The following is a 17,448-nucleotide window of genomic DNA, read 5'->3' as shown; positions in this document are numbered from 1 at the left end:
ATGCTTTCTATTCTCGACATTTTAGAAGATACCACAGTAGACGGTCCGGGCTTCCGGACCGCCATTTATGCTGCCGGATGCCCCAACGGTTGTCCCGGTTGCCACAATCCGGAGTCGTGGGACATCAACCGCGGGCACTGGATGAGTACGGAAGAGATTCTGGAAAAAGTCCTTGCCGACAACTTTGCAGACGTCACCTTCAGTGGTGGAGACCCGATGTTCCAGCCGGAAGGATTCACCCAACTGGCGCATGCCATCAAGGAGCGGAGCCGGAAAAACATCTGGTGCTATACGGGCTATACTTTCGAAAAACTACTGCGCAACCCGCGCCAAGCCCAACTGCTGAAGTACATCGACGTACTGGTGGACGGCAAATTCAAGAAAGAACTGAGGGATGAGGAACTCTATTTCCGGGGAAGCCGCAACCAGCGTCTGATTGACGTACAAACATCCCTGCAAAAAGACGAAACCGTCATTTACCACTATAATCCGAAAAAGGGCATTTAAAAAAGAAGAGAAGTTTTCAAAAATATATGAGCACTTTTATAATGTTATAATATCAGGCGCGAATTACACGGAATAACACGGATTCAATAAACAAAATCCGTGAAATCCGCGTAATCCGCGCCTAAAAGAAAGTGTTAAGAGTTTTTTGACACCCTCCACCTATATCACCATTCTATAAATTTCCCTCTTTCCCTGCGCTTCTGCAGCTCCTCCTGAAGAAAGCGCTGCCTATCCTTGGCAATATACCGGCGGGCAAAGATATTGGGCACCGCCACTCCCAGCGCTATGCAGAGAATAATCAGTGAAGCCGTGATGCCGTTGGAAACAACCGCCGTCACCTCGCCTACCACACCGTGCATATTGATAAGCCCGAAAAGTGCACGATACATCAGCACTCCCGGAATCATCGGGATGACAGAAGGAATCGTCAGTACGTGATTGGGAACATGGAACCAATGCACTGCCTTCACGGCTATCAGGCTGACAACCATGCTGCCCATGAACGAACCTATCACCGGTCCGTAACCCAATTCGAAATTGACAAAGTTACGTGTACAAACGGCAATGATGCCGCCCACCGCAACAACCCACAACAAACGCCGCTGTATGTTGAATATCATGGAAAATCCCATGGCAGCTATCGCCGCCGCAATGGCATACACCAGATAACTGTCATGAGGCACCATACTCAATTCGCTGAACTTCTTGTCAATCACGACATCCTCCACCGTCAACAGGCGCATGGCTATTACAATGCCGAAGGCCATTGCACAGACCATCAGCACCGTATTCACAGCCCGCACAATGCCCACCTGGATATAATTGTCAATCATATCATCCACAAAGTTTATCAGCGGCACCCCCGGAACGATGAACAGTGCACACGCCAACAACGGATGATAGGGAGTTTCCGAGAGCCCGGCAAACGAAGACACATAGGCCAGGCAGGTAGAAATCAATGCGGCAATGGCAATACTCATATAGTGATTGATGCCGAACTCCATGCAACGGGCACGGACGCGGAAGCCGGCAAAAGCGCAGATAGAGGTAAACAGAAACGCCATCCAGTCACCACCGAACAGTTTGCAGAAACCTCCGCAGGCAAAGCCGGCACCGATGGCAACAACGTATGGCACATAATTCCGCTTCTTGTTTTTGATTCTTTCCAGTTCCTCCTCATACTGGTCGAGGGAATAGTCATTCTCAATAGCCCGCCAGGACAGTTTGCTGATTTCGGAAATGGCAGTCATGTTGATGCCATGCTTTTCACATTTCTGGAATTTGGAGAACGAATGCAGGCCGTCACTCACATTCACCACCAGCATGGTATAACTTACGTCGATGTGGAGCTTTTCTTCCGGCAGCCCCAGATAGGCGGCAACACGGTTCAGGTTACGAACAACACGGTTCGTATCAGCCGCACTCTCCACCAGCAGCTGTCCGGTACGAAGCAATAAATCGAGTTTCCTGCGCAGCAGGGCAATCTCTTGTTCAGTCAAAGTCTTATCCATGAATCTTTTTACCTATTTTTTTGGAGGCACAAAGATAGGCAAAATGTAGAAAACGATTTCATTCTTTCGGCAGAAAACTCTACCTTTGCAGCCGTTTTTTTAATGGACACAAATGGAAATATTCTGGAATACTATCGCACAATACAACGAGGCCACCTGGTGGACACAGCTCCTCATCACCGCAGCAGGTATCCTGCTCACCACGCAGCTCTACCGGAAACCGACCTTATGGGCAAAACGCTCCATGAAAATCTACATGGTATTTCTGAACGGGTGGATATCCGTCGTGTACTACATGATGTATTGCGGAGCGCGCGGACACCACCATATACTCGCCATCTTCTGGGGAGTGATTGCAGTGTTGTGGCTATGGGATTTGTTTACCGGCTACACTCCGTTCGAGCGCAACCCGAAATACAAGGTACTGGTGGGGGTACTCTATGCAATGCCTTTCCTCTACCCGCTCCTTTCGTGGGCACGCGGAATGGAATTTCCCATGATGACTACCACCGTGATGCCCTGCTCGGTAGCAGTTTTCACCATCGGGCTGCTGCTGGCTTTCTCGCGCAGGGTCAACCTGCTCGTCATTCTGTTCCTTTGCCACTGGGCGCTCATCGCCTTTTCCAAAGTCTACATCTACAAGATTCCCGAAGACCTCCTGCTGGCAAGCGCCACCGTACCTGCCATCTATCTGTTCTTCAAGAACTACTTTGAACAGAACTTACACAAGGAAACCAAGCTGGGCGCACGGCTCATGAACTGGTTCCTTATCCTCATCTGTATAGTGGTCGGGGTACTGCTCAGCATGACGCTGCTCCATGGAATGAGAGGATAAAGAAATAGCGCGCTTCCGCGCGCCAAAATCATTTCTTCTTTCCCTGATTGGCCACAGCCTCCATCAATTTCTTTATCTCCTCGGGATCACCCAAGAAATAGTCTTTCGTCAAGTTCAGCTCATCGTCAAACTCAAAGACGTAGGGCACCGCCGTAGGCAGGTTCAGATGCACAATTTCATCGTTCGAAATATGCTTCAGATGCTTGATAATACCCCGCAGGCTATTGCCATGAGCCACTACCAGCAATTCGTCGGCCGTCTTCAGATTCGGGAAGATGACACATTTCCAGTAAGGCATGATACGCTCAATCGTATCTTTCAACGACTCCGTACGGGGCAGTTCGGCATCGGGCACTTCTTGATAACGGTCCTCAAAACGCGGATTACGCGGGTCATCCTCGGCCAATGCATGCGGAGCCACATCAAAGCTCCGGCGCCATACCAACACCTGCTCGTCACCGTACTTGGCAGCCGTCTCTGCCTTGTTCAGCCCTTGCAACTGGCCGTAGTGTTTCTCATTCAACCTCCACGATTTCTCCACCGGAATCCAGTCCTGGTCGAGGCGGTCCAGCACACAATCCAGTGTCTTCACGGCACGCTTCAGATAGGAAGTATACACCTTCTTGAAACGGAATCCCTTTTCTGCCAGCAGCTCACCCGCCCTTACAGCTTCAGCAACGCCTTTCTCTGTCAAATCAACATCCGTCCACCCCGTGAAGCGGTTTTCCTTATTCCATGCACTCTCGCCGTGGCGAAGCAAAACAATCTTTTTCATATAGTCTCCTTTCAGTTTTACCTATAGAACACCCGGCTACCTCCTCTTGTTCATGCAATAGCGGACCACATATACCAAAAGTATCAGAAACGCCACCCACACCATGCTGATGACCGGCAGGTAGCGGTTATACAAATATTCCCCTTCCTTCGGGACACGGTTGAAAGTACAGATTATGCAATTACAGCACGCATCGAGTGCATCATGCGAGAATACCGAAAAAACAATGATAGCCACCCCCGCAAGAAGCATCATCAAAGTCCCCCACACCAGCCACTTACCAGCCACGGAAGGATGGAATTGCGAATGAGTGGAATGTACGAATCTAACCATAAACACTTGTCTATTATTACCGGTACAAATGTCCTTCATTTTTAACAATCCGGCAATACCTACTTTTCATCAAAAAGAGAGTCTGCCATCCCAATTAGTAGGTAGCCGCGACCTCTATAAACCACGCCACAAGCTAACCCGAAATGGGGAGCGGCACAACACTAAAAGCCCTACATGTAGGTATTTCACGTTCTCCGGCAAAGCCTTTACTTTGCAGCAAACAATTTAATCACTTTATTTACAATGAAAAAGACTGGTGTTTTTTATGGTTCCAGTACCGGAACCTGCGAAGAGTTGGCTAACCAGATAGCCGAAAAGTTGGGAGTTTCCTCCACCGACGTACATAGTGTTGACAAGATGACCGCCGATAAAATCAAGGAATATGAAGTGCTGGTTCTAGGTACCTCCACTTGGGGAGACGGCGAACTGCAGGACGACTGGTATGACGGTGTAAAAGTACTGAAGAGCGCCGACCTTTCCATGAAGTTCGTAGCCCTATTCGGTTGCGGTGACTCCGAATCCTACTGCGACACATTCTGCGACGGCATCGGAGTACTCTACGAGGACCTGAAGGATAGCGGGTGTACCTTCTTGGGCAACAAAGTTAGCACGGACGGGTATTCCTTCTCCTCTTCCATCGCCGTGGTAGACGGTGCATTCGTAGGACTTCCCCTCGACGAAGTGAACGAAAGTAACAAAACCGCCGAACGCATTGATGCCTGGACAGCCGAAATAAAAAGCAAGCTCTAGAAAAGAAACAGACCATCCGTTTACTTTAAACGGATGGTCTGCCTGCATCATGCAGATGATATCTTTTATCTGAACAGATAATGTGTTCCGCCATATCCGCAGGCACATTATCTTTTTTTATGCTCTTATACGAACCAGCGAACGTAGCAGAAGTCCTGACGGTGAGGCAGGTCTGCATTCTTCGGGAACATACGGTAAGAAACCTTGAAGCTACCCGCATTTTCCATCTTGTGCTTAGCTTGGAAAGTATAAAGGTTACCTTCTTTCTTCACTACATTGAACGGTTCTACGGAATAAACGTGCTGTTTGCCATCCTGAGCCGTATAAGTAGTCACCAGTTCCAGACCGATAGCATCGTTCAAGCCCTTCTCGTCGATAACGTAAGTAATGGTGTATTCCTTACCGCTCTCGATGGAGCCTTTCACCAGGTCTTCGGTCTTTTCGCAAGACACCACTTCAATGCTGTCCCACTTCTCGGCAACTTCTTCCTTCCAAGCAGCTATTTCCTTAGCCTTGGCACAACCGTCGGCAGCCAGCATCTTGAAACGTTTGGCCTCCTTGATGTAGAACTTGTCGTAATAGTCATCCAGCTGACGCTTCATTGTATAGTGGGGAGCAATCTGTGCGATGGAGTTCTTGATAGTCTTCACCCAACCTTCAGAATATCCCTTCTTGTTGCGTGCATAGAACAACGGCAGAATTTCTTGCTCAAGAATGCTGTAGATAGTAGCGGCATCGAGCTGGTCCTGATGTTCCTGGTTCTGGTAAGTACGCTTTTCGGTCAATGCCCAACCGGCACCTTCACGATAGCCTTCCAACCACCAGCCGTCGAGTACGGAGAAGTTTACAACACCGTTCATCAACGCCTTTTCGCCGGAAGTACCGGATGCTTCGAGCGGACGTGTCGGAGTGTTCAGCCAGATATCCACACCTGAAACGAGGCGACGTGCCAACTGCATGTCATAATTTTCCAGGAAGATAATCTTGCCCAGGAACTCCGGACGACGGGAAATCTCGATGATTCTCTTAATCAAGCCCTGGCCGGCACCATCGTGCGGGTGAGCCTTACCGGTAAAGAGGAACTGTACCGGATAGTCGGGGTTGTTCACAATCTTGGCCAGACGGTCGAGGTCGGTGAACAGCAAGTGTGCACGCTTGTAGGTAGCGAAACGGCGTCCGAAACCTATCAGCAGAGCGTTCGGATTGATTTTGTCCAGCAGGGAAACGATGCGTGAAGGGTCACCCTGGTTCTTCAACCAAGTTTCACGGTATTGCTTGCGAACATAGTCAATCAGTTTGTTCTTCATCACCATGCGCGTCTTCCAGATTTCTTCGTCGGACACGTTATAGATAGCCTCCCAAATCTTGGGGTTGGACTGGTCGTAGAGGAAGTTCTCATCAAAATGCGCAGCATAGAGATGTTTCCACTCCGTAGCGCTCCAAGTGGGGAAGTGTACACCGTTGGTAACGTAGCCCACATGGCTTTCTTCGGGGAAGTAACCCTTCCAGATGGAAGCGAACATCTCCTGGGAAACCTTTCCGTGCAGCCAGCTCACACCATTCACCTCCTGAGAAGTGTTGCAAGCGAATACAGACATACAGAAACGTTCACCCTTGTCGCCCGGATTGTTACGTCCGAGGTCCATCAGGTCGTCCCAGCTGATACCCATTCTTGAAGGATAGCCGCCCATGTACTTGCCGAAAAGGCCTTCGTCGAAGTAGTCGTGACCGGCAGGAACCGGAGTATGTACAGTATAGAGAGAAGAAGCACGTACCAGCTCGATAGCCTGGTCGTAAGTCAGACCTTCGGCCACGTAGTCACAGATGCGCTGTACGTTGATTAAAGCAGCATGTCCTTCGTTGCAGTGATAGATATCTTTCTTGATGCCCAGCTTCTTCAGCGTCAGAATACCACCGATACCGAGCAGGATTTCCTGCTTCAAGCGGTTTTCCCAGTCACCGCCATACAGCTGGTGAGTGATGGAACGGTCGAACTCGCTGTTCATTTCATTGTCAGTATCAAGTAGATAGAGAGAGATACGTCCAACGTTCACTCTCCACACATAAGCATGCACGTAGTAGTCCAGATAAGGAACATCCACTACCATCTGCTCGCCCTTCTCATCCAATACACGGTCGATGGGCAACTGGCCAAAGTTCTGTGCCTCGTAATTGGCAATCTGCTGGCCGTCCATAGACAATGTTTGTGTAAAGTAACCGTAGCGGTACAGGAAACCGATTGCACACAAGTCGGCGTTGCTATCGGAAGCTTCTTTCAGGTAGTCACCGGCAAGTACACCCAGACCGCCGGAATATATCTTAAGTACATGGCTCAAACCATACTCCATACTGAAATAAGCCACGGACGGACGCTTGCTGTCAGGCTTCACATCCATGTATGTGCGGAACTTGGAGTATACGTCATCCATTCTGCGCAGAATAACTTTGTCATTTGCGAGTGCCTCGAGTTTAGCATAACTCATACGTTCCAGCAGAAGTACGGGGTTCTGTCCCACTTCTTTCCAGAGAGCAGGGTCAAGGTCTCTGAACAGTTCGGTGGCTTCATAATTCCATGCCCACCAGATGTTATGTGCCAGTTCAGACAGTTTCTCCAGTTCGGCGGGAATGTGCGATTTCACATTCACATCTTTCCAGTTAGGAGTGTTTACATTACTAACTTTAATCTTCATTGTATGATAACTAATTGATTAATAATTCTTTTATTTTAGTTGACGCTTCATGGCATTGCGCAGTGCAATGTCGTAAGCCTCGTAATAATATTGTATAAAGTGCTTCCACAAAGCCTGCTCTGCCACCTGGCCTGCACGCTTGCGTATTTCCTTGATTTCGGCTTCCGTCTTGGTAGAGAACAAGGCTACGGTGTCCTTGATGCCGTCTGCCACTTCGGAATAGTTATAGTCCGAACGGTGCAGCACTTCCACTCCGTCGTTTATGCCATGCTGGTTTTTCAGACTGTTCACCCAAAGTCCGAAACCGGCAAGGTCGGTGGTGATGGTAGGCACCCGGAAAGCCACGCTCTCCAGCGGGGTATATCCCCACGGTTCATAATAGGACGGATAGACACTGAGGTCCTCGCCTAAAATCAAGTCATAATAATGCTTGTTGAGGATGCCATCGTGACCATCCTGATAGCAAGGTACAAAAATTACTTTCACCTTATCTTCGGGACGATTGCCCATACCGAGGTATTTCAGCATATCCAGCACCTGGTCGTGCGTCATATTGTGCAGCCAGTGGGTGATGAAAGGACACTGCAACGGTTCGGTGAACTTATCTTTGCTCTTCAAGCGCTTCTGCAAGTCCTCGCGGGGGTCTCCCACCCAGCTGGGCACGTTGACAAACGCCAATACTTTCTTCTTTAAATCTTTATCGCGGTTCAGCCGGTTCAATGATTCCAGGAACACATCGATACCCTTATTTTTGAACTCATAGCGTCCGCTGGTACCGATAATCAGCGTATCGTCGCCCAAGTCCTCACCCAGTAGGCAGTTTGCCACACGCAGCATGGTGGAACGGGCACGTTTGCGCTTGCCGGTAAAGGTGGCGCCTTTCGGTACAAAATCATCTTCAAAACCGTTCATCAGCACAACATCCGCAGGCTTGTCAAGCAATTCCCTGCATTCGTTGTTTGTGATTTCGCTCACAGTGGTGAAACAGTCCACATAGTGGGCCGTCTGCTTTTCAATGGAATGTTTGGACTGCATGTTCAGCTCCTCCGCCATCTGGTCGCCGTTGTAGGCGAAAAGATAATCGTAAAGCGGCTTGTTGTTGCCAGCTATGGAGCGGCCGATGGACGTGGCATGGGTGGTGAAGATAGTCCCTATCTCGGGAACGGCAGACTGAAGATAGAGGGCGGCCATGCCGGTCATCCACTCGTGTGCCTGGAACACCACTTTGTCCGTTTCCGTCAAATTATAGCGATAGAAGCTCTCTATCACCTTGCCGGTAGCGAAAGCAAACATGGATGCTTCGTCATAATCACCATATCCATGCAGTGAATCCACCTGATAGCGGTTCCACATTTCTGTATAAATCTCATTTTTTTCTGCAAAGAACGGTTGGAAATCAACCAATATAACAATAGGTTCTCCCGGAATGTTCCAGCGACCTACGCGGACGGAAAGATTGTCTTTCAACGCTGCATGTTTTTTCCACGCTGCACAAAGGTTATCAGACTCAATGAACAAAGGGTTCTCTTTTCCCTGCCAGAAATCCGGCCCTATAAAGAATAATCTATCGCGAAATTTAGTCTGTAAAGTATTTGCCCTTGTAGACAAAACTGTATAGATACCGCCTACTTTATTACACACTTCCCAACTCGCTTCGAAGATGTAATCGGGGGTAAGTAGTTCTTTAGTCATATTATGTTATAATCTCTTTATCTTAATTACGGCTGCAAAAGTACGGATTATTCTTTGAAAAATAGCCTTTTAATCGAAAAAACTGATTAAATATGCATAAACAATCGTTTGCGGAATGTCATAGTTTAGCCACAAAAGCCCCATTGGCTCGCCCATCCATGCATTTTTCGTCTAAAATTCCCGAAGTTTCAAAAAAGAATTCCTGGAGTTTTCAGTTGAAGCCCCAGGAATTTAAACAAAAAACCCCAGGGATTTCAATTGTAAATCCCTGGGGTTTATTTTCTTATAATCCGGATTATACCATCAATGCAGCTACCAGCGCCAAAATAGCGTAGAATTCAGGAAGCGCGGCGTAAATCATTGTATTGGTCTGTACGTCGTGTCCCTGGGAAATACCCACAATACCGCTAGCACAAATCTGTCCCTGACGGATAGCGGAGAACAGGCATACCAGCCCCACACCCAGTCCGATGCCCAGCATCAAAGGGCCGTCCGTAGCAAAATCCCTGCCCATGGACATCAGGAAAGCCACGAAGCCGTAAAGTCCCTGCGTAGCCGGAAGGGCCGACAAAATCATATAACTTGCTGACTTGGAAGGGTCTTTCTTCAACGCACCTTCTGCCGCACTACCGGCGATAGTTGTACCGAAGCAACTGCCAATTCCTGCAAGGGCCAACATCAGGCCCAGACCGAGATAACCTAAAATTTCATTCATAATGTTTCTATTTTTATTTGTTTTTTAATTTGTTTATTTCTTTACTACTGTAAAAGGTTTATAGGCTTCGCCCTTACCTTCGTAACCGGAATTCTTGAAGTATTCCACAAATGTCAGACGGAGCGGGTGTACAAAGGCACTCAGACAAGACATGGCAATGTTCAGCGTATGCCCGAATATCAGTATCAGACCGCAGAACAGCCATCCCAGGGCCGGACCTGCAGCATCGTTCACCATGAAGGCAAGCTGGTTGAACACGCCTCCAAGCATACCGCCTGCCAAGCCGAGGGCATAGAGACGGATGTAGGAAAGTATATCGCCCATCAATCCGGTTGCCATGTTATAGGTATCCCATACTCCGGCACCGATGTTGACAAATACATTCCGGTGGATATTGTTCAGCAGGTAGATACCGATGGCAGAAACACCGCCAATCACGATAAATGCCCACGTAGACACGTCTTCCGAAATTATTTTGAAGAAGGAAAGTCCGCCGGTGCAGATAAATCCCACCACCAGCAACAGCCATCCCCAAGCACTGAGCGACTCCTTGAAGCCGAAACGAACGGTCTGTCCCACGGCCTTCACCGTCATGGCAATGCAGATGTGCACCGCACCGATAATCAACGCCAGCAGCATTTGCTTGTCATAGGTAGTCTCACCTATCTTACCCACAATCATGAATTCCTTCAGTTTGGCGGGTATCTCCAGGTCAAAGAGGCTTACACCGAAGAAGGTTCCCAATATGGCACCGATGACGGACGTAAATATACCCAACGTAATCACCAGGTTCATCATGCCTTTCATGGACTTGGACATCTTCCTTTTCAAAATGAACCCGAGTGCAATCAGTACCAGACCGTAGCCCGCATCTCCCATACAGAAAGCAAAGAAGAGCGAGAAGAATGGCGCAAGTATCGGTGTCGGGTCGAACTCGGCATATTCGGGCATACCGTACATTTTGGTAAGCACTTCGTACATGCGTGTATAGGCGTTGTTTTTCAGCTTGATGGGAGCATTGTCCTCGCGCTTGGCAGCCCTTATCTCATAATAAGTGCCGCTTTCATCGAGAAGTTTCCTCACATCCGCCTCGCAGTCTTCGGGAATCCAGCCTTCCATCAACACTACGGCACCTTCTGCCATATGTTCGCTGTTCAGCTTGACTTTCAGCAGGTCTATCTCTTCCTGGAGCTGTAGGTTGTACTTCTCCAACGTGCAGTAATTCGCTTTGCAGAATTCTTTCAATCCGGCATGTGCCTGCACAAGGGCCTCTTCCGTATCGGCTTTCTTCCGGCTCAGTTCGGAGAGGCTGAGTGAAGGCAGACGGAGCGGTTCCACATCCAGTTCTACCGGTTGGGGAGTGACGGTCACGAAATAAAGATGTCCGCCGTTCTCTTTCACCACGATGGCATTGTAGTCCTCTGCCCACGCTTCGTTATAGTCTTTCTCCGGGCAGGTATAGAACTGCACGAACCAACCAGCATCTTCCAGCTTGCGGATGGCTCTCCAATCGAAATCGCCCCAGACTTCCATCTGCGCCACATCCTTGTCGATGGCGGGAATCTGCTGGTTCAAGTCTTGTATCCGCGCCTGCAAGTCCTCGTAGAATTTCACCAGAGCATCGGCCGACAACTCTTTATGCACCTTTTCTTCCGGCTGTTTGTCTGCCAGGGTGTGCATGCTCTGAAGCATATTCTTGTAGAGCGTACGCTTCTGCATGAATTGCTGCAAGGTGTCGTCCATCTCGCCGCACTGCCTTTCCACAACGTGCACCACGCCCAGTTCCCGGATTTGTGCCAGAAATGCTTCGTACTCCTTATGATACACAAGGAACGTGAGCTTCTTCATTTTCGTAATCATGCCTCTGCCTCCTTCCTTTTCTCCTGATGGGATTTCATGATTTTCTGCGATGACTTGGAAAGGTTCTCCTCGTCTTCCATAAACCGCTTGATTTTGCGCAGAGCATCCTGATAACCCGGAATCTGTACTTTCTCAAAAAGATTCACCTTCTGGGTGGTCTTTTTACGCGCATGTTCCAACAAGTTCAACTTGGCAACAGTAAATTCACGCTCGATGGCAGTATGTGCCAGTGACTTAAGCAAATGCAGCCCGTCTGCATACCATTTGGGCGCATTGAACAAGCTGTAAGGACGTATCTCGAAATCTACATTCTCGAGCAACGGCACCCGTACACCGGCAATCTTCTTTACACCGAGATGAACATCGCTGACCTTTATCAATGAAGCGTCGAACTCATTCCAAAGGGCGAACATGGCTTCGTAAGCTTGGATTTCCTTTTCCAACCTCGCGTCCAACGCGGCAGCGTCTCCCTTGCAGCGCTTCACTTCCATACGCAGGGCACTCTCCTTATTCTTAATAATGGGGAGTGTACGCACGCGCACCTTCAGTTGCTTTTCGAGTTGCTGAAGCGAGGTTTTGTTATATTGAAACTTAATAGCCATTTTATTTACGATTTAACGATTTACGATTAGACGACTGAAGCTACTCAATTTCTCAATTTACAGATTTACAATTTCAGTAATATCAATCGTAAACCGTAAATCGTCTAATCGTACATTTATTTAGTTTGCTTTCGGCCAGAACTGGTCCACAAGCTCTTTCTTGATATTCACCTCTTCCGGACGGAAATACTTGCCGAACAGACTCCATGCCACATCGAGCATCTCTGTGGTATCGAGGTTGACGTCGATGGCCAGCAGTTGGTTGGAGTAATCCTTGGCAAAGGCAAGGGTACGTTCGTCGTAGTTCGTCAGGTCGAAACCGTTTTCAAGCTTGGTTTTGGCGTTGGCGGCATCGGCGTACAGACGTACGGCGGCATTCATCACCTGCGGATGGTCCTTACGTGTCTTTTTGCCCGTAACAAGCTGTTTCAGACGGGACAAGGAACGGAACGGGTCAACGATAACCTTACCGATGTCGCTGTCACGACGGAGGAACAACTGGCCTTCCGTGATATAACCCGTATTGTCAGGCACGGCATGCGTAATGTCGCCACCGGACAGAGTCGTCACCGCAATAATCGTGATGGAACCGCCGCTTGGGAACTGCACCGCCTTTTCGTATATCTTCGCCAAGTCCGAATAAAGGGAACCCGGCATGGAGTCCTTCGAAGGAATCTGGTCCATACGGTTGGATACGATGGCGAGCGCATCGGCGTAGGAAGTCATATCCGTCAGCAGCACCAGCACCTTTTCATTATTGTTTACAGCAAAATACTCGGCCGCCGTCAGTGCCATATCCGGAATCAGCAGACGCTCTACCGGAGGATTCTCGGTGGTATTCATAAAGCTGACGATACGGTCGAGCGCACCGGCATTGGAGAATACGTTCTTGAAGTAAAGGTAATCATCGTTCGTCATACCCATACCGCCAAGGATAATCTTGTCAGTCTCCGCACGCAGAGCCACATTCGCCATCACCTGGTTGAAGGGCTGGTCGGGGTCGGCAAAGAACGGAATCTTCTGTCCGGACACCAGCGTATTGTTCAAGTCGATACCTGCAATACCGGTTGCAATCAGTTCCGAGGGCTGCTTACGGCGCACCGGATTCACGGATGGACCGCCAATTTCCACCTCCTCGCCTTCAATGGCCGGACCACCGTCGATGGGGTCGCCAAAGGCGTTGAAGAAGCGTCCGGCAAGCTGCTCGCTCACTTTGATTGTAGGAGCCTTGCCCAAGAATACTACCTCTGCATTGGTGGGAATACCTTCCGTACCCTCAAACACCTGCAAAGTCACTTCGTCACCGGCAATCTTCACCACCTGGGCCAGCTTGCCGTTTACGGTCGCCAACTCGTCATACCCCACTCCGGTTGCCTTCAGCGAACACGTAGCTTTCGTAATCTGAGTAATCTTGGTATATATTTTTTGAAATGCTTTTGTTGCCATCTATTTATTTACAATTTAGCAATTTACTATTTACTATTTAAATCTCTGCCATCCTATTCTACTATTTTCCTATCTACAACCTCCGTACACCTGCATCCGCAAGGCAAATAGTAAATTGTAAATAGTCACATAGTACATCCTTAGGCTTTACGTTCCTCAACCAGTTCCTGCAACTGCTTATGGAACTTGTCGTATTCTTCCGACTTAAACTTCGAGTAGTTCATCTGCTTACAGATGTTAATCATTTTCTTGAAGTAATCCATTACTTCGTTGAAGTTGTCGAACTCAAATTCTGTATGACAGATTTCTATTACCATATTCAGAATCTCCTCCTGACGCTCCATCGGGGTCACGGCATCAATTTCATCAAAGGCATCCTGCTGCAGAATAACGAAGTCAATCAATTCCGATTTCCAGAAAGTCACGTGATACTCTACGGGCACACCGTCGTCACCCAAGATGTTGATTTGCTCGGCAATCTCCTTACCACGCTGCAAACGGGTCTTGATTTCATTCACCTTGCCAATCCACTCACCATTGATGTGCTTGGTGATATACTCTTCAAATTCAGGGTATTCTATATATTTGGAATACGAGTCAATCGGGTTTACGGCAGGATAACGCTTCTTGTCGGCACGGTCTTGCTCAAGGGCATAGAAGCAGCGTGCCACCTTCTTCGTATTCTCGGTTACCGGCTCCTTCAAGTTACCACCGGCAGGCGATACCGTACCGATGAAAGTAATGGAACCGGACTCGCCGTTGTTCAGCTTCACATAACCCGCACGGCCGTAGAAGTTGGAGATGATGGAGGACAAGTCCATCGGGAAGGCATCGGGACCGGGCAACTCCTCCATACGGTTGGACATCTCGCGCAATGCCTGCGCCCAACGTGAAGTGGAGTCCGCCATCAGCAGTACCTTCAATCCCATGCTTCGGTAGTATTCTGCAATCGTCATAGCCGTGTAGACAGATGCCTCACGGGCAGCCACCGGCATGTTCGAAGTATTGGCAATGATAATCGTACGTTCCATCAGCTTCCGTCCCGTATGCGGGTCAACCAATTCGGGGAATTCTGTAAAGATTTCCACAACCTCGTTGGCACGCTCACCGCAGGCAGCGATGATTACGATGTCCGCTTCCGCTTGTTTTGAAATGGCATGCTGAAGCACCGTTTTTCCAGTACCGAACGGACCGGGGATAAAACCCGTACCACCTTCCACAATCGGGTTTACGGTGTCGATTACACGCACACCGGTTTCCAGCAATTTGAAAGGACGCGGTTTTTCCTTATAGTTGGTCATGGCGCGCTTCACGGGCCATTTCTGTATCATGTTCACCCGGATGTCATTACCTTCGCTATCCGTCAGCACTGCAATGGTATCCTCAATGCTGTAATCACCTTCCTTTGCAATTGATTTCACGGTGCACACACCTTTCTGTTCAAAAGGCACCATGATTTTCAGAGGTTGGAAGTTTTCGTCCACTTGTCCCAGCCAGGCAGCGGCTTCCACTTGGTCGCCCACCTTTGCCAAAGGCACAAAATGCCATTTGCTTCCTTTATCCAGCGGATAGGTATATTGCCCGCGTTTCAAGAAAACACCGTCCATCTTATCGAGGTCGTTTTGCAGACCGTCGTAGTTTTTCGAAAGCATACCGGGCCCCAGTGTTACTTCGAGCATATGTCCGGTAAACGCAGCTTCGGCCCCCACTTTCAGTCCGCGGGTACTCTCAAATACCTGCACGTAGACCTGGGTACCTACTACCTTAATCACCTCCGCCATCAACTTGTCTCCTCCGGTCGAGATATAACAAATCTCATTCTGCGCTACCGGTCCGTCGACGACGAGGGTCACCATGTTGGCTATTACGCCACTAACAGTTCCTTTTGTTGCCATATATTTTTAGTTGTTTATTTTATCTGAATTCTGCGGGTATCTGCACCTCGTCTTTCAAGGCAGCGATAATGCTGCGGAACAGTTGGTTACCCTTCTCTTTATCCAACGAAATCCACCGTTCTATCATCTCCAGCTGTAGCAGGAAGACAAACAGACGTTCCACGGTAAAGTAATCGAAGAATGTGGCCTCCTCCATCCAGTCCCAGCGAAGCTGGTCCAGTTTCTTTTCCCGGTCCACCAGTTCCTCCGTCTCACTGATTTTCACCAGCTGCTCCAGATAATCCACCTCAGTACCCAGACCGAAGTCACGGGCATTGGAAGTACGCAGAGCCTCGCACACTTCCGTATCACCCACAATCAGCGGAGCAATGTCCAGCTTGAACTTACGTGCTGTGAGCGCCACCAATATATTATTGAGAGTGAGGTTGAAGCCAAACCAGGAAGACACAAACTGATTCCTGGATTCCATAGCATAGGCGTAATAGAGCGCTGCCAGGCGGTCTTCATACAAGAAACCGTCCTCGGCAGGCAGGCTGAAGTATTCGGAAATGAACGTAGAGAGATAAGATGGGAATACACTGTCAGAGACTTCGTCGCCATCCTTCAGTTGTGAGATATATTCCACCAGTTCCTCCGACGAATAGTTTCCGCGCGGGTCGATGGCAGCATCCTTATCCTTCAATAGTTTCAAGACATTCGCATTATCGAATTTCAGATAAAACAAATCTATCAACTTTTTATCATCTTCCGACAAGGCAGGATATAGTTCCGTCTTGAAATCGGCTACTGTATAGCTCAGTTTACTGTCTTCCAGAGTAAGTTCAGGCAAACCGGCTACCAAGTAATAGTATTTACTCATAATCCTGTGGGAGTTTTTAGAACAGCATTTCCACTAATTGCGGACGCAGGAATTCCTTGAAGTAATTCATAAATTCTTCTTCGCCAAAGTTCACCTTGTACGAACCATCGGCAGGCGATACGGAGAACAAGGTTTTGATGCCATTCACTTGCTCAATCTTCACACCCTTGTCCAGCAGGTCTTTCGCCTTCGCTGCGAAATATTTTGTCAAGCCTTCCGCATCGGCAGTAGAGATAACGATTGGTTCGTTCACACTCCATTTGGACGCCAATGCAACGATGAAGGCATTAAGATAATCCTTGTTTGCAGCAAATGCCTTTACATCGGCATTCACAATGTTGTCCGTCACCAACGTAGCGATTTCGGACTTCAGAGCATTCACAGCCTGACCGGCAAACAACTTTAATTCAGATTTTGTATTCTCTGCCAGTTCATCGGCAGACTTATGAGCGGTAGCCACGATAGAATCCGCTTCCTTGTGAGCATCCTCTATAATTCTCTTGGCTTCTTCCTGAGCTTTTGCGATAAGTTTCTGTGCCTCTTCGTTTCCTTTCTCTACGCCTTCGCGGTAGATCTTATCGGTCAGCTCTTGAATCTTGTTTTCCATATTTGCAGGAGTTATTATATGATTTATATTACAATATTAATTGCGTGATTTTTTCCCTTCCTATTAGATTCACGCCAAATTTACAAAAATCCATTTGATATTGAATAGAAAGAAAGGAAGAAAAGTTCTTGCTCTTCCAAAAAAAACTCATTTTACACCAACTTTGTTCTGTAATGATAACAAAAGAATGACAAAAGAAGCAGAAAAATACGTCTGCAACAACGCATGACAGGGATTAAGGGGAGCAGTTCCGGAGGTATATAAACGAACAAAGCCTCCGTATCCTTATCAGATACGGAGGCTTCTTCTGAAAACGGCGACTACCTACTCTCCCACTGTTACGCAGTACCATCGGCGTGACCGGGCTTAAC

Annotated in this window: 15 protein-coding genes; 3 read left to right on the top strand and 12 right to left on the bottom strand. The window is 48.4% G+C overall.

Going from position 1 to position 17,448, the window contains the following annotated elements; translation table 11 throughout:
• Nucleotides 1–507: an anaerobic ribonucleoside-triphosphate reductase activating protein gene (nrdG, locus tag ACESTD_RS10690; RefSeq protein WP_057097859.1), complete on the top strand. Its 507-nt coding sequence runs from the start codon at nucleotides 1–3 to the stop codon at nucleotides 505–507.
• Between the two features lie 164 nt (nucleotides 508–671).
• Here the strand turns inward: nrdG and ACESTD_RS10685 are convergent, their stop codons facing one another.
• The gene (locus tag ACESTD_RS10685) at nucleotides 672–2,018 is read right to left on the bottom strand and encodes a threonine/serine exporter ThrE family protein (RefSeq protein WP_005827410.1); all 1,347 of its coding nucleotides are present in this window, start codon (nucleotides 2,016–2,018) and stop codon (nucleotides 672–674) included.
• A 112-nt stretch (nucleotides 2,019–2,130) separates the two neighbouring features.
• Here ACESTD_RS10685 and ACESTD_RS10680 point away from each other — a divergent pair, with 112 nt between their 5' ends.
• Nucleotides 2,131–2,853 carry a DUF6064 family protein gene (locus tag ACESTD_RS10680; protein WP_117963452.1) on the top strand — a complete coding sequence of 241 codons (723 nt, stop codon included), beginning with the start codon at nucleotides 2,131–2,133 and terminating at the stop codon, nucleotides 2,851–2,853.
• A gap of 28 nt (nucleotides 2,854–2,881) precedes the next feature.
• Here ACESTD_RS10680 and gpmA read toward each other — a convergent pair whose 3' ends face one another.
• Together gpmA and ACESTD_RS10670 are read right to left on the bottom strand one after the other, a co-directional pair.
• A complete protein-coding gene (gpmA, locus tag ACESTD_RS10675; RefSeq protein ID WP_373158866.1) occupies nucleotides 2,882–3,628 on the bottom strand; it encodes a 2,3-diphosphoglycerate-dependent phosphoglycerate mutase in 747 nt (248 codons plus the stop codon).
• A gap of 36 nt (nucleotides 3,629–3,664) precedes the next feature.
• Nucleotides 3,665–3,961: a hypothetical protein gene (locus ACESTD_RS10670; protein ID WP_005837364.1), complete on the bottom strand. Its 297-nt coding sequence runs from the start codon at nucleotides 3,959–3,961 to the stop codon at nucleotides 3,665–3,667.
• A gap of 243 nt (nucleotides 3,962–4,204) precedes the next feature.
• Between ACESTD_RS10670 and fldA the strand changes: the two genes are divergently transcribed.
• On the top strand, nucleotides 4,205–4,711 hold the full coding sequence (fldA, locus tag ACESTD_RS10665; protein ID WP_008664319.1) for a flavodoxin FldA: 507 nt from the start codon (nucleotides 4,205–4,207) through the stop codon (nucleotides 4,709–4,711).
• A gap of 125 nt (nucleotides 4,712–4,836) precedes the next feature.
• On the opposite strand, the gene ACESTD_RS10660 is transcribed toward fldA, so the two are convergent.
• The 9 genes from ACESTD_RS10660 to ACESTD_RS10620 all read right to left on the bottom strand — a co-directional run bounded on the left by ACESTD_RS10660 (nucleotide 4,837) and on the right by ACESTD_RS10620 (nucleotide 17,077).
• Nucleotides 4,837–7,401 (bottom strand): glycosyltransferase family 1 protein, encoded by a 2,565-nt coding sequence (locus tag ACESTD_RS10660; RefSeq protein ID WP_005827401.1) that lies wholly within the window; start codon nucleotides 7,399–7,401, stop codon nucleotides 4,837–4,839.
• 30 nt (nucleotides 7,402–7,431) lie between these two features.
• Nucleotides 7,432–9,093: a glycogen/starch synthase gene (locus ACESTD_RS10655; RefSeq protein ID WP_005827398.1), complete on the bottom strand. Its 1,662-nt coding sequence runs from the start codon at nucleotides 9,091–9,093 to the stop codon at nucleotides 7,432–7,434.
• A gap of 295 nt (nucleotides 9,094–9,388) precedes the next feature.
• Entirely contained in the window at nucleotides 9,389–9,808 is a 420-nt protein-coding gene (locus ACESTD_RS10650; RefSeq protein WP_005827396.1) for an ATPase, read from the bottom strand.
• A gap of 33 nt (nucleotides 9,809–9,841) precedes the next feature.
• Nucleotides 9,842–11,668 (bottom strand): V-type ATP synthase subunit I, encoded by a 1,827-nt coding sequence (locus ACESTD_RS10645; protein ID WP_008664313.1) that lies wholly within the window; start codon nucleotides 11,666–11,668, stop codon nucleotides 9,842–9,844.
• Nucleotides 11,665–12,270 (bottom strand): V-type ATP synthase subunit D, encoded by a 606-nt coding sequence (locus tag ACESTD_RS10640; protein WP_005827391.1) that lies wholly within the window; start codon nucleotides 12,268–12,270, stop codon nucleotides 11,665–11,667. The genes ACESTD_RS10645 and ACESTD_RS10640 overlap by 4 nt, the downstream gene beginning before the upstream one ends.
• A 120-nt stretch (nucleotides 12,271–12,390) precedes the next feature.
• On the bottom strand, nucleotides 12,391–13,716 hold the full coding sequence (locus ACESTD_RS10635; RefSeq protein WP_005827389.1) for a V-type ATP synthase subunit B: 1,326 nt from the start codon (nucleotides 13,714–13,716) through the stop codon (nucleotides 12,391–12,393).
• A gap of 140 nt (nucleotides 13,717–13,856) precedes the next feature.
• A complete protein-coding gene (locus ACESTD_RS10630; protein ID WP_005837368.1) occupies nucleotides 13,857–15,611 on the bottom strand; it encodes a V-type ATP synthase subunit A in 1,755 nt (584 codons plus the stop codon).
• A gap of 19 nt (nucleotides 15,612–15,630) precedes the next feature.
• Nucleotides 15,631–16,470 (bottom strand): DUF2764 domain-containing protein, encoded by an 840-nt coding sequence (locus tag ACESTD_RS10625; RefSeq protein ID WP_005837370.1) that lies wholly within the window; start codon nucleotides 16,468–16,470, stop codon nucleotides 15,631–15,633.
• A 16-nt stretch (nucleotides 16,471–16,486) separates the two neighbouring features.
• Nucleotides 16,487–17,077: a hypothetical protein gene (locus ACESTD_RS10620; RefSeq protein WP_005827382.1), complete on the bottom strand. Its 591-nt coding sequence runs from the start codon at nucleotides 17,075–17,077 to the stop codon at nucleotides 16,487–16,489.
• Nucleotides 17,078–17,448: the final 371 nt, after the last annotated feature.

Origin of the sequence: Bacteroides sp. AR20 (genome assembly GCF_964250605.1) — a bacterium.
GTDB lineage: Bacteria > Bacteroidota > Bacteroidia > Bacteroidales > Bacteroidaceae > Bacteroides > Bacteroides uniformis.
Note: the sequence above shows the minus strand (reverse complement) of the source record. Positions and strands in the feature narration are given on the sequence as shown.

Excerpts from the sequence above, each read along its gene's own strand:
- nrdG (WP_057097859.1), top strand. The coding sequence starts at position 1 with ATGCTTTCTATTCTCGACATTTTAGAAGATACCACAGTAGACGGTCCG.
- ACESTD_RS10685 (WP_005827410.1), bottom strand. The coding sequence starts at position 2,018 with ATGGATAAGACTTTGACTGAACAAGAGATTGCCCTGCTGCGCAGGAAA.
- ACESTD_RS10680 (WP_117963452.1), top strand. The coding sequence starts at position 2,131 with ATGGAAATATTCTGGAATACTATCGCACAATACAACGAGGCCACCTGG.
- gpmA (WP_373158866.1), bottom strand. The coding sequence starts at position 3,628 with ATGAAAAAGATTGTTTTGCTTCGCCACGGCGAGAGTGCATGGAATAAG.
- ACESTD_RS10670 (WP_005837364.1), bottom strand. The coding sequence starts at position 3,961 with ATGGTTAGATTCGTACATTCCACTCATTCGCAATTCCATCCTTCCGTG.
- fldA (WP_008664319.1), top strand. The coding sequence starts at position 4,205 with ATGAAAAAGACTGGTGTTTTTTATGGTTCCAGTACCGGAACCTGCGAA.
- ACESTD_RS10660 (WP_005827401.1), bottom strand. The coding sequence starts at position 7,401 with ATGAAGATTAAAGTTAGTAATGTAAACACTCCTAACTGGAAAGATGTG.
- ACESTD_RS10655 (WP_005827398.1), bottom strand. The coding sequence starts at position 9,093 with ATGACTAAAGAACTACTTACCCCCGATTACATCTTCGAAGCGAGTTGG.
- ACESTD_RS10650 (WP_005827396.1), bottom strand. The coding sequence starts at position 9,808 with ATGAATGAAATTTTAGGTTATCTCGGTCTGGGCCTGATGTTGGCCCTT.
- ACESTD_RS10645 (WP_008664313.1), bottom strand. The coding sequence starts at position 11,668 with ATGATTACGAAAATGAAGAAGCTCACGTTCCTTGTGTATCATAAGGAG.
- ACESTD_RS10640 (WP_005827391.1), bottom strand. The coding sequence starts at position 12,270 with ATGGCTATTAAGTTTCAATATAACAAAACCTCGCTTCAGCAACTCGAA.
- ACESTD_RS10635 (WP_005827389.1), bottom strand. The coding sequence starts at position 13,716 with ATGGCAACAAAAGCATTTCAAAAAATATATACCAAGATTACTCAGATT.
- ACESTD_RS10630 (WP_005837368.1), bottom strand. The coding sequence starts at position 15,611 with ATGGCAACAAAAGGAACTGTTAGTGGCGTAATAGCCAACATGGTGACC.
- ACESTD_RS10625 (WP_005837370.1), bottom strand. The coding sequence starts at position 16,470 with ATGAGTAAATACTATTACTTGGTAGCCGGTTTGCCTGAACTTACTCTG.
- ACESTD_RS10620 (WP_005827382.1), bottom strand. The coding sequence starts at position 17,077 with ATGGAAAACAAGATTCAAGAGCTGACCGATAAGATCTACCGCGAAGGC.